Origin of the sequence: Methyloprofundus sedimenti, assembly GCF_002072955.1 — a bacterium.
GTDB lineage: Bacteria > Pseudomonadota > Gammaproteobacteria > Methylococcales > Methylomonadaceae > Methyloprofundus > Methyloprofundus sedimenti.
Genome location: NZ_LPUF01000001.1, coordinates 450,879 through 463,599 on the forward strand (window position 1 = coordinate 450,879; position 12,721 = coordinate 463,599).

At 42.7% G+C, this 12,721-nt stretch carries 11 protein-coding genes; all 11 read left to right on the forward strand.

What is annotated here, in order from left to right; genetic code table 11:
* The first annotated feature begins 55 nt into the window (after positions 1-55).
* The 11 genes from AU255_RS01900 to AU255_RS01945 all read left to right on the forward strand — a co-directional run bounded on the left by AU255_RS01900 (position 56) and on the right by AU255_RS01945 (position 12,530).
* Positions 56-328 carry a hypothetical protein gene (locus tag AU255_RS01900; protein ID WP_080521303.1) on the forward strand — a complete coding sequence of 91 codons (273 nt, stop codon included), beginning with the start codon at positions 56-58 and terminating at the stop codon, positions 326-328.
* A 331-nt stretch (positions 329-659) separates the two neighbouring features.
* Positions 660-1,514, forward strand: coding sequence for a KPN_02809 family neutral zinc metallopeptidase (gene ypfJ / locus AU255_RS01905; RefSeq protein ID WP_080521304.1), 855 nt, complete (start codon positions 660-662; stop codon positions 1,512-1,514).
* A 106-nt stretch (positions 1,515-1,620) separates the two neighbouring features.
* Complete coding sequence (locus tag AU255_RS01910) at positions 1,621-2,760, forward strand: efflux RND transporter periplasmic adaptor subunit (RefSeq protein WP_080521305.1); 1,140 nt, start codon at positions 1,621-1,623, stop codon at positions 2,758-2,760.
* On the forward strand, positions 2,757-3,416 hold the full coding sequence (locus AU255_RS01915) for an ABC transporter ATP-binding protein (protein ID WP_080521306.1): 660 nt from the start codon (positions 2,757-2,759) through the stop codon (positions 3,414-3,416). The genes AU255_RS01910 and AU255_RS01915 overlap by 4 nt, the downstream gene beginning before the upstream one ends.
* A 127-nt stretch (positions 3,417-3,543) precedes the next feature.
* Entirely contained in the window at positions 3,544-4,749 is a 1,206-nt protein-coding gene (locus AU255_RS01920) for an ABC transporter permease (protein WP_080521307.1), read from the forward strand.
* Positions 4,750-4,950: 201 nt separating this feature from the next.
* Positions 4,951-6,150 (forward strand): ABC transporter permease, encoded by a 1,200-nt coding sequence (locus AU255_RS01925; protein ID WP_080523251.1) that lies wholly within the window; start codon positions 4,951-4,953, stop codon positions 6,148-6,150.
* A gap of 455 nt (positions 6,151-6,605) precedes the next feature.
* A complete protein-coding gene (locus AU255_RS01930) occupies positions 6,606-7,865 on the forward strand; it encodes a hypothetical protein (RefSeq protein ID WP_080521308.1) in 1,260 nt (419 codons plus the stop codon).
* Positions 7,858-9,126, forward strand: coding sequence for a hypothetical protein (locus tag AU255_RS01935; RefSeq protein ID WP_080521309.1), 1,269 nt, complete (start codon positions 7,858-7,860; stop codon positions 9,124-9,126). The genes AU255_RS01930 and AU255_RS01935 overlap by 8 nt, the downstream gene beginning before the upstream one ends.
* Before the next feature lie 57 nt (positions 9,127-9,183).
* Positions 9,184-9,513, forward strand: coding sequence for a hypothetical protein (locus tag AU255_RS01940; RefSeq protein ID WP_080521310.1), 330 nt, complete (start codon positions 9,184-9,186; stop codon positions 9,511-9,513).
* Between the two features lie 151 nt (positions 9,514-9,664).
* A complete protein-coding gene (locus AU255_RS21260) occupies positions 9,665-9,976 on the forward strand; it encodes a hypothetical protein (RefSeq protein WP_158083120.1) in 312 nt (103 codons plus the stop codon).
* Between the two features lie 331 nt (positions 9,977-10,307).
* On the forward strand, positions 10,308-12,530 hold the full coding sequence (locus AU255_RS01945; protein ID WP_080521311.1) for an NADP-dependent isocitrate dehydrogenase: 2,223 nt from the start codon (positions 10,308-10,310) through the stop codon (positions 12,528-12,530).
* The last annotated feature ends 191 nt before the right edge of the window (positions 12,531-12,721 follow it).

Below are 12,721 nucleotides of genomic sequence, written 5' to 3' on the forward strand. Positions count from 1 at the left end.
AGCGCATAAATTTGTTCTTGAAGGCGTTGGGCAGAATATTGATCTATAGTCTGAATTGAAAGGCCAGATATATTTGGGTGATGAAGAGTTTGTGTCGGCTATGCAAGACAAGATTGAAATAAGCCAAGATGACTGGAATATCCCAAAAAAGAAAAAAAGGGCGCTTGCAGAATCATTATCGGTGATAGCCCAGCAAGCTGAAGATAGAAATTCGGCGATCATGACAGCATATGCAACCAGGGTATATAGCCAGCGTGAAATCGGTGAGTATTTTGATTTACACCCCAGCACAGTGGTTATTATTGTAAGGCGCGCAAGTAATTCGTGATTCCCGACCTGACCATACTTGTTGCTACATGCTTTTTAGATATAGCATAATGATTCCTGATTATCCATAACTCTCAGCTATATTCGTCATTCCTGCATGCTTTTAGCAGGAATCTCGCGGGGTAAGCAAAGATTCCCGATAAAAGACTTCGGGAATGACGAGACTATTAACATACCGATATTTAAAAATTTTTTTAATCTGGCTGTGAGTTGTACGTAATCAGGTAATGATTTAACAAACAGTAAGCTTAATATAATTGTCTTAGACAATGCACAGAAACGAGAATTTTTGTAGCGCAGTTAATGTATGAAATAAACCCAAAGAGCGGATCATGAAGTGGCGAAATCGTAGAGTAAGCGGTAATATTGAAGATAGACGGGCATCAGGTCGCAAAAGCTCGAGAAAAGTGGGTGGAATAAGCGCCATCATTATTACCCTGGCAGCGATGTATTTCGGTGTCGACCCTGGAATTATATTTAGTCTGCTGGAAAATACCGGCGGGCAAAGTTCTAGTGTGCAACAGTCTACTTATCGTCCTTCAGCAGAGCAACAACAATTAGCAGAATTTACAGGTGTTGTTCTGGCGGATACCGAAGATACCTGGAATATGCTTTTTCAACAACAGGGAATACGTTATCAGGAGCCTAAACTGGTTTTATTCACCAATACCGTTCGCTCCGCTTGTGGACATGCAGAGGCTGCAATGGGCCCCTTTTATTGTCCCGGTGATCATAAAGTGTACATCGATCTAGGGTTTTATCAGCAATTGAAGACGGAGCATAACGCACCAGGTGATTTTGCCCAGGCTTATGTGGTTGCCCATGAAGTGGGGCATCATGTACAGAATTTACTGGGTATTTCCACTAAAGTGAATAAAGCGCAGCAACGAATGAGTAAAACTGAAGCTAATCAATTATCGGTCATGCTGGAATTGCAGGCTGATTGTTTCGCGGGGCTTTGGGCGCATCATACTCAAAAGGCCAAGCAAATTCTTGAACAAGGCGATGTAGAAGAAGCCTTAAATGCAGCTAGTCAAATTGGTGATGATCGCTTGCAAAAGCAAGCCAGAGGGTATGCTTCACCTGAATCGTTTACGCATGGTACGTCTCGGCAGCGAGTGCAATGGTTTAAAAAAGGTTTTGCAGAAGGAACAATGCAAGGGTGTCATACATTTTTATCATTGTAAGACCAGTTGATTTTTTTAACCGTTTCTTGCAAAGCTTATACACTTATTATACAAGTTCAGGATTAATAATTTGTTCCTTAATAAATAATACAGGGAAAAGGCGTATATGAACAAAAAACTATTACTAATTTGTGCGCTTATTTCTATTGCAGCAGCCGTGGGATATTATTTTAGCAAAGGTCCTGAACGTATAAGCGTGACCCAATATAAAGTTGCACAAGGTGAAGTTAAAGCAAGCATAGCCAATACGCGTGTCGGTACGGTCAAGGCATGTCGCCGTGCCTATCTTGCCCCTGCAATCGGCGGTAATGTTGCCCAGTTATATGTTAAGGAAGGCGATAAGGTCAAGAGTCAGCAACTGTTATTAAAAGTCTGGAACGATGATTTAACGGCGCAATTAATCCTGCATAAAGCACAAATAAAAGCGAACCAGGCCACAGCTAAGCAATTTTGTGAAATAGCGGCAGGCACAGAGAGAGACTCACAGCGTCTGTCGCGTTTAAAAAAATATGACCGTATTATTTCTGAAGAACAATTAGACCGAGCCGCCACGAAAGCAAGAGCTGACAGAGCGCAATGTCAGGCAGCACAGGTTGCAATAGAAATAGCCAGAGCAAAACTGGAGATTGTGAATACGGATATTGAACGCACTCTGGTACGTGCGCCTTTTGATGGGACGGTTGCTGAAATTAATGCTGAGCTCGGTGAATATGTGACCCCTTCACCGCCTGGTATTCCAACTTTACCACCGATAGATTTACTGGATATCAGCTGTTTGTATGTGTCTGCGCCTATAGATGAGGTTGATGCCCCGCAAGTAAAGGTGGGTATGAGTGCCTGCGTGAGTCTGGATGCTTTTGCAAAAAAGCGTTGTTCTGGAACTGTTTCACGTATTGCCCCTTATGTTTTGGAAAAAGAGAAACAGGCGCGTACCGTAGAAGTGGAGGTTAAACTCAGTGATGCAAAAGATTTACAAGAATTATTGCCCGGTTACAGTGCTGATATAGAAGTCTTATTAGCCAGCAAAGAAAAGGCGTTAAGAGTACCGACTGAAGCCGTACTGGAAAATAATCAGGTGTTATTAATTACTGCAGATGGTGTGCTGGAACAGCGGCAATTTAAACCAGGACTGGCTAACTGGAATTTCATCGAGGTTTTGTCCGGCCTGAAGGAAGGTGATGCGCTGGTATTATCGGTGGGTCGAGAAGGTGTTGAACCGGGTGCTTATGTGCGTGTGGAAGAATGATTCAATTAGAAAATATTCAGCGTACTTTTCAGGTCGGTGATCAACTGATCCATGCGCTAAACAATATCAATCTAACCATTAGCAAGGGTGAGTATGTGTCGATTATGGGGCCATCGGGGTCTGGAAAATCGACTTTATTGAATGTTATTGCTTTGCTCGATCAGCCTAGTTCTGGAAAATATATCTTGAATGGTCGGGATGTTACTCAGCTAGATGATGATCAACTGGCGCGTGTACGCAGAGAAAATATTGGCTTTGTGTTCCAGTTTTTCCATTTAATTCCAAGGCTCACTGCTGCAGAAAACATCGAAATACCCATGGTTTTGGCGGGGATTGCCGTTAAAGAACGCAAACAGCGAATTGCTGAGGCATTGGCGGCGGTTAACCTGGAGCAGCGGGCGACGCATCGACCTGATCAATTATCCGGAGGACAGATGCAGCGGGTTGCCATTGCCCGTGCGATGATAATGCGCCCGGAAATATTATTAGCTGATGAACCGACGGGCAATCTTGACAGCAAGACCGGCCAGGAAATTATCGCCTTACTAGAAAAGCTGAATCAGCAACAAGTTACTCTGATTACTATTACTCATGATCAAACAATAGGTGATCGTGCACAACGCTGTATCCATTTGATAGATGGAAAACTACAATGACTGCAGGAAAAAGACTTTATTTACAATGCATAGGATGTGCTGAGGAACGAAGCGTATCAACTGTGGATAATGCACCTCCTGCGCCGGCACTTTCTATAGTTTTTTTAGCTGCCTGGCATGACAAATCATGACCTTTAGCGATACTGTAAACCAGGCCTATGCTGCGATCAGGACTCAACCCGTTCGAGTGCTGCTGATTGTTTTAGCTATGAGTATCGGTATTACTTCAGTGACCGTGTTAACGGCTCTGGGCGAAAGTGCAAGACGCTATATCGTGAATGAATTTCAGACTTTGGGTACGCATTTAATTATTGTTTTACCAGGTCGAAGTGAAACAACGGGTGGGCACCCGCCTATTTTTGGAGAAACGCCGAGGGATTTAACCCTGGCTGATGCACAAGCTTTGTCCAGTAGTCGTCATATAGCTGCGATAGCCCCAGTGAGTATCGGTGCTGCGCCAGTTTCGATAAAAGGCCTGGAGCGGGAAGCTACCATTATTGGCTCCACGGCTGCATTTCGTGAAGTACGTCATTTAAGCATGGCGCAAGGGCGATTCTTACCTGAAACCGATGCTGATCAAGCGCTCCCTGTCTGTGTCATAGGACAGACGATTAAAGATGAAATGTTTGCTCAGCAACAGGCACTGGGACAGTGGCTGCGCATTAGTGATCGACGTTACCGAGTCATCGGTGTGCTGGCTTCCGAGGGAGAATCTATTGGCGTAGACTTTGATGATATGGTGATTATTCCTGTTGCGTCGGCGCAAACGTTATTTAATCGTTATTCATTGTTCAGAATTTTAGTAGAAGCAAAATCAAAACAGGGCATGTATAAGGCTGTTGATGAAATCAGAGAGATAATCAAGGCACGTCATGAAGGCGAAGATGATGTGACCCTGATTACCCAGGACAGTGTGGTCAGTACCTTCGATGATATTCTGACGGCACTGACCTTAACGGTTGCCAGTATTGCCAGTATTAGTTTAGCCGTGGCTGGAATCCTGGTGATGAATGTGATGTGGGTAAGTGTTACGCAGAGAACGGCTGAAATTGGTTTATTAAAAGCACTAGGCGCAACCAGGCGGCAGTTAATAAGCCTGTTTTTGATGGAAGCAGTGATTCTTTCAGTCGCCGGGGCGGTGTCAGGTATGTTGCTGGGGAAAATAGTATTAGTACTCTTACAGGCAGTCTATCCAAATTTTCCATTATTTTTGCCCGTCTGGGCTATCTGGGCGGCTCTGGCAGTCGCCTTGCTAACTGCCTTGATATTTGGTGTATTACCAGCGAGAAAGGCTGCTGATATGGACGCTGTAACAGCTTTGAATAAACGTTGAAATAAGGTGTATTGATCAAATTCCAGCGTTTCAGTATGAGTTTATATGCAGGGTATTTGCTATCATTAAGTTAAGGAATGTTTTTATTACACACAAAGTGTCACAAGTAGGTTGAGTTACGTTATCAACGCTGGATAATCTTACTCATCATTCGTCAGTTGGCGAATTTATGTCATGCCTGCTTCTAAATATGAGGTACTTATGCGTTTTAGCGATTTAATTAGTCATGCGTATCGATCTGTTATCAGTCATAAGTTACGCTCGAGCTTAACAGCGTTAGGCCTGATTATCGGTATTGCTGCAGTGATTATTTTAACCTCGATAGGACGCGGTATTCATACTTATGTACTAGCCGAATTTACCCAGTTCGGTACCAATTTAATCGCTGTATTTCCTGGGAAAACGACAACTCTAGGCCTGTCCGGTGCAACTATCAGTACAGTGCGTCCTTTAACAATTGATGATGCACTCGGTATTGCTAACCTGGATAATATTCTTGCTACATTGCCGCTGGTTCAGGGTAATGCACGAATAGAAGCAGGCAATAAACAGCGACGTACGACGGTGCTGGGAGTCGGCCCCTCCGTGCCTGAGGTGTGGAAAATAAATATTGCCAGCGGACGATTTTTACCCGCACATGAACAAGCTAATCCACGCGCATTTGCCGTATTGGGACATAAGCTGGCAGCCGAGCTATTTGCGGGAAGAAACCCATTGGGGCAGCGTATCCGCATTGGTAGTGACCGTTTTCGTGTGCTGGGTGTTATGGAGAAAAAAGGCCAGATGATGGGTTTTGATATGGATGATACGATTTATATTCCAACTGCAAAAGCCCTGGCTTTGTTTGATCGGGAAAGTGTCATGGAAATTGATGTTTTATATAAGAGTAATACAGCGGCAAGCAGTATAGAAAAATCCATTACACGTTTATTAATTACCCGGCATGGTGGCGAAGATTTTAGTCTGATTACGCAGGACCAGATGCTCAAAAGCATGGACTCTATTTTAAATATATTAACCTTGTCTGTGGCGGCTTTAGGGGGGATTTCATTGCTGGTAGGTTCGGTAGGGATTTTAACTATTATGACCATCGCTGTTACCGAGCGTATTTCTGAAATCGGCTTATTGCGTGCTGTTGGTGCTGAGCAAAATACCATTTTTATGCTATTTTTATTTGAAGCTTTAGTGCTAAGTCTTGTTGGCGGTGTTATCGGTGTCGGGTTGGGGATTTTGATTGTGCAGCTTATTGGTTTTGTTGTGCCTGGTTTACCTGTACAGTTAGCCTGGGTATATATTATGGCAGCATTTGCCGTGTCTTTGTTAATCGGTCTTCTGGCAGGAGTTGTGCCAGCGATGAAAGCAGCCAGACTACAGCCGCTTGACGCTTTGCGCACTGAATAGTTTAATCTGGTAACCGCAGTTAAGCGCTATAAAACACTATAAGTGACAGAATATAATAAGCGTAAATGCTTGTCACCTGTCGGGTGACTATACCTTGCTTCACGGTTTTGTGGATAAATCTGCGCACGAAATACTACGTTACAGCTCTTGCCAGGGGCTACGGCTATCGCTTGCGAACTGTGCCTTGTCTTTCACCCGCAGATTTTCCACAAAATCCGTGCTCAACAACGGTTTCCAGGTTCAATGCTTCCCTGCGTGGACGGTTTTGCATAACACGGAATAGTATGATGTAAAACGCTTTTATCCTGTTTGGCGGGCTCAGGATATTAAAATCAGGTTCAAAAATAAAGATTTGATGTCATTCTAAAAGCACAGCTTTGACTCAATACCAAGTAGTGTGTTAAAAGTAAAAGCATTTTTAGGCCTGTAATGGCCAGACAGAGAAATCGTTAAGCATGAATAGCCCAGAAAAAATAAAAATAAAAGCGGCTGGCGTCGGTTACTTAATTAATCGTATTCAGACTTTGTTTGTTGGCATGTTACGAATATGGACGATTCCTATCGTCTTAATGTTGAGTGTCGCATCCGGGTTTACTACATTTTATGGGATGTCGCATTTTATCATTCCATGGATCGCTTTGGTGATTACCGTGGCTATTCAATCTATCGTTGTCATTTGTACCCTGGAACTTGCAAGCATACACTGGCGTGCAAATCGAACTCGATATTTTTCAGTACTCTTTTCATTAGTGATTGCATTAATAGCCTCGGTCTCTTTTTCGTATTTTAAGTTTTATGAGGTCTCTGAGAAGGATAGCATTCATATTCAGCGTTTAAATCATATCAGAACAGATTTAAAATCATACCTTGATGAGGTGCTGTCATTTAAAAGCAAATTGCTGGCACAAAAGCGAGCGGAGCTGGAGCAGGCATCTAAAGATGTTTCACAGGCTTATTTTGGAACCCACCCTGAAATAGTTGCAGGATACCGCAATCAGGTCGGGAAAGGGCCTTTCTGGCAACGTTATAATGAAATTTATTTGGCAAAAAAACAGGCTTTAAGCGAGCTGGAAGTGAAGTTTTCGGCATTAGATGAAAGTGTCTATCAGTTACAACCCAGACTGGCTAATCTGGATGTTGCTGCCAATGTGGAAACAGCTTATTACGACCTGCTTAACAGTTTTGAAACGGTGCAGTTCAACGTTAATCAGCTGTCGAGTGAGTTTGGTCAGTCTTTGCCCGAGCCGCCAATGTTGCTGACCTATAAACAGTTTATAGAGGATGTCAAGCCGAGCATGGCCATGTGGAATGGCTTTTCATTATTTGCTTTTGGTTGCGCGGCTATGGTTGATTTTTTTACTGTGCTGCTCTCGTATCGTATGGAATTTACTGCGCCAGGTCCATTGACTGCTGATGAAGAAGATCTGGTTTTTGAATGTTTACGGCAATTTACTCAGTTTCGAATTAACGAAAATGATGAACTGGAAATGGTCATTGAGAAAACTAATATTGAGAAGGCTCGGCGCTACTCTGACTGGTCCCGGATGTTTGCAGTTGGTCTGCTATTGAGTCGCGGTTTTCTGAGAAAAATTGATAAAAATACGGTAGAGTTTGCACCTAATTTATATCCCTTAATTGCGGCAAAAATGGGTGATAGAATTACTAAATTACGCGCCGAAGCTGAGCTGGCCAGGCAAGTTGGTAAGCATGAATAATCCAAATACTGAAATAGAGCGATGGTTAATTGAAGGTAGTATAGAAAATGATCTGACGCTGAATTCTGATGTGTGGGAAGTAGTTTTTGATGAAGGACGGCAACTGGTTGTTAGTGATTTTGGGCCCTTTCAGAAATTGTATTTACGTCCGCAAAAATTTATTAAGCGTTTTTATCATACATTGTACCCGCTACCTGTTGAAGACTGGCAGGTGTGTGGTCAAATTCAGCTTTATGATGAGTTTTGCACCATTGATACGCAACTGGATATTCGCTTTCAGGCAACAATAGAATATGCTCAGCGGCAAATGGAGAACCTGCCTGAAATTAATGAGCATATAAAACATACCTATCTTAAATCAGTTAGTGACCAGGTAAGTAAACATTTACTTAATTTACAAAATGATGAATGGGTACGCTCTGGTCTGGGTGATATAGAAAACGCTATTGCAATTACGGTTAGCGAAATGCTCATGTTAGAAAATATTGAGGCTCAGGCCCGTTGTTCTATTCAGGCGACATTTATAGAGTTTCCGGATGTGCAGCTGGGTAAAGAAGCCGTCTATCTAAGTGTACTGAAAAAGAATTATGAAGTATCTGAAGAGCAGAGAACAGAGCGTTATCGTCAGGAATTGCAGGCACAGCAACAACAACGGACACATCAGCAAAAACAGCTGGAGCAGATGCAGCAAGATGCTGAATTAGAACGTCAGAAACAGGCCCAAGATGCGGAGTATCAAAGGCAGTTATTACTCGATCAAGAGCTGCTACAGCGAGAACAATTTGTTATAGAATCACGACTGCATACAGATAAAATTCAGCATGATAACTATCTAAATGATATTACTGTTGATGTTCAGCTTCAGGCGAAGATGGAACAGGAAAAACGCACAAGAAATGCGACGCAAAAATCACAAGCAGAAGAATTGAGTCATCAGGCTTTATTAAAAGATCAAAAATTAAACGCTGATATTGAGGCGTTTAAACATGAGCAGGCAAGCTGGTTAGCGGCAAAAGATAAAGCTCATGCGTTGGAGCTGGAAAAAGAACAGGAGCAAAAGAAATTAAAACTTGCCATGGAAGCAGCCAATAAAAAGTATGAAGAGCAATTGCAGCTGGAAATTCAGCAGGAGATCTATAACAACACGAAAAATTCTGATATTTATCTGCGTAGAGAAATTGAGTTACTGGAGTTGGATAAAAAACGCCTGGAGTTACAATTGGCGATTCAAGAAAGCCGCAAAGCGAGTGACCAAAGTTGATAAATACCGGGCAACAAGGCTTATTGTTTGCAGCTTCAACACAAGTGGAGAAAATAAATGAAAACAAAAGTAGAAGTCTATCCGGCAGACGAACAAGAAAACGGTGGTTTTTGGGTGTGTGTCTGTATCCATGTGGGTAGTTATTATAAGCATATGGAAAAAAGCCGTATTCATTGCCTGGATAAACAGGCTGTTGCTGATGCTACCTGGAATGCATTGCATCATAAAGTTTGCCCTGAATGCGGGCATGTCTTTTCAACGCACGGCTGGGAGGGCATAGATGTGCATTGGCGCGCCAATCATGAGCATATTATTAGCTATGAAGATGCCTGGAAATTAATCAGCAAGGACAAATATGTAGATGTCATGCTGGCTTCGGCAGAGTAAAGCGAGATTAGTATTGAGTGGAACAATTTTTGCTTTCTAACTGTAGCTGATTACTGTTCATCCGGTGACAGGGTATCAAGGAAATATAAATGCTCTCTTTGTGCCCGGAAAATTTAGAGGTATTTACACTATCCTGCAGCATAAATAAGCCATAGCAAAGGGTCGTAAAAGATCAGGGGGATTTTTTTGTGATAACCCAGACTGTGAGGTCATTTATTTTGCGCAGGATAATGCAGTTATTAAGGTCGATGAATTACGCACTATTGTGGGTATCAAGGCGAAAACAAAAGCTGCTCTTGTCTGTTATTGTTGCGGTGTTAGCTCCGCAGACGCCAAGCACAGTTCGAAGCCAAAGTATTTGTTATTAACCATTGTCAGGCAGCGTAAGTGTGCCTGTGCGGTACGAAATTCTTCTGGCAGATGCTGCTGCTTGAAAGGTTTTCCAAAAAACATGAAAAACTAACTTAGAGTTTTCTTGCTTGGTTCTTTAATTGCAATATTCGCGTAAATTGATGTTCAATGTTTTTTTGCACAAAAAGAGATAAAAAACATAAACTTAAGCAATGAGGATTCATAACACCCCCCCCCGTTTTCTCTATAATAAAAATGTTAAGTTCCTTATGATCATTTACTTATGCTATTCAGATGATATAAAACAGGCAAAGTTATTTTATAGCTATTGAATTTACAAAGCAGTATCGGCTAAATGCGCAGTATCCAGCTAGACTTAAGGCAGATTTTATTTAATCTGTATTCCATTACTTTCTTTTAACGACATACTCGATAACATAATTATGCCAAGTTCAAAAATTATCTATACCGAAACTGACGAAGCACCTGCTTTAGCTACTTATTCTTTTTTACCCATTGTTCAGTCCTATTTAAAAGCAGCGGGCGTTGCGGTGGAAACAAGAGACATATCACTGGCCGCGCGTATTATTGCTAATTTCCCTGATAATCTAACGGCAAAACAGCAGCAAAGTGATGCGCTTGCAGAACTTGGTGAATGGGCGAAAACAGCGGATGCAAATATCATTAAATTACCTAATATCAGTGCATCGATTCCCCAGTTGCATGCTGCCATAAAGGAATTGCAGCAGTCAGGTTTTGATATTCCTGATTACCCTGAAAATCCCGACAGTGAGGCAGCAAAGAGTATTAAATTGCGTTATGCCAAAGTGCTAGGTAGTGCAGTTAACCCGGTGTTACGTGAAGGTAATTCCGATCGCCGCGTGGCTGCTCCGGTAAAAGAATATGCACAGAAACACCCTCATTCCATGGGGGCCTGGGCAGCAGATTCTAAATCACATGTCGCCTCGATGACTGATGGCGATTTTTATTCTAGTGAACAATCTGCAGTGATTAAAACGCCCGGTGAAGTAAAAATTGAGTTACAGAGCGATAATGGCCAGGTTCAGGTACTTAAACAAAAAACACCCGTACTGCAAGATGAAGTGATCGATTCTGCAGTCATGAGTCGTTCCGCTTTACGCGCATTTTATGCAAAGTCTATTCGCGATGCGAAAACACAGGGTGTGCTCCTGTCATTACATTTAAAAGCCACCATGATGAAAGTGTCAGATCCTATTATGTTCGGGCATGCGGTTAGTGTTTATTATCAGGATGTGTTTGTAAAATATGCGGAAACTTTTAAGCAATTGGGTATAGACACGCGCAATGGGCTGGGTGATGTGTATGCAAAAATTGTTCAGCTGCCAGATGATCAGCTCAAAGCAATTGAAGCTGATATCCAGGCGGTTTATCAGACTCAGCCAGAACTGGCGATGGTAAATTCAGACAAAGGCATTACTAACTTGCATGTTCCCAGTGATGTTATCGTGGATGCTTCAATGCCTGCTACATTACGTTCTTCAGGGCAGATGTGGGGGCCTGATGGTCAGTTGCATGATACCAAAGCGATGATTCCTGATCGCTGTTATGCCGGAATCTATCAGGAAGTATTTGAGTTCTGTCAGCAGCATGGCGCTTTTGATGTGACAACGATGGGTAATGTCAGCAATGTCGGTTTGATGGCGCAGCAAGCAGAAGAATACGGCTCGCATGATAAAACCTTTGAAATTCCTGAAAGTGGTGTTGTACGAGTGACTGATAATACCGGGGAAGTGTTGCTGGAGCACAGGGTTGAGCAAGGCGATATCTGGCGCATGTGCCAGACTAAAGATTTACCTATTCAAGACTGGGTTAAATTAGCTATTAAGCGGGCAAGGGCTACCGGGCAGCCTGCGATATTTTGGCTGGATAAAAATCGGGCTCACGATGCTAATTTAATTGCCATCGTGGAAGGCTATTTGACATCACATGATACCCGCGGGCTTGATATTCAGATCATGTCTCCGGTTGATGCCATTCGTTACACATTAAAACGTGTGCAGGCAGGGACAAACACTATCTCAGTGACCGGCAATGTATTGCGTGATTATTTAACTGATTTATTTCCAATTTTAGAATTGGGCACCAGTGCAAAAATGTTATCTATAGTGCCACTACTGGCTGGTGGCGGACTATTTGAAACAGGAGCAGGTGGTTCAGCGCCAAAGCATGTGCAGCAATTATTGGAACAAAATCATTTGCGCTGGGATTCACTCGGTGAATTTTTAGCACTTGCTGTTTCTCTGGAAGAGCTAGGAATAAAAGCCGGGAATGCAAAAGCACTAGTGTTAGCTGCGGCTTTGAATATAGCAAATAGCCGTTTTTTAAATAATAATAAATCGCCGTCACGCAAAGTAGGAGAATTGGATACTCGTGGCAGTCATTTTTACCTTGCCATGTATTGGGCGCAGGCCCTGTCTGAACAAGATAATGATAAAGAGTTAAAGGCTAAGTTCAGGCCTATCGCGCAACAGCTAACGGATAATGAGCAGAACATTGTTGCACAACTCAATGCTGTGCAAGGTGTGCCAGTTGATCTTACCGGATACTACCATCCAGACAAAGCATTGACTGCGCAAACGATGCGCCCAAGCGCAAGCTTTAATGCGATTATTGATAGTCTTTAAAGGGCTGAGATGTAATTTGACCCCGGGGTTTTGAGAGTGGTTGGCACGGCCTCTCTCTAATGAATGGCCGTGTCGTTAAACGTAAATAAGTAGATTTCAGTCAAGTCTGGACTTTTCGCTCCCTGTGCTTTGAGTCCAGCATAGCAACCCCGGATTAAACGCTTGTTAAATACAGTATGCCCTGCTGCGCG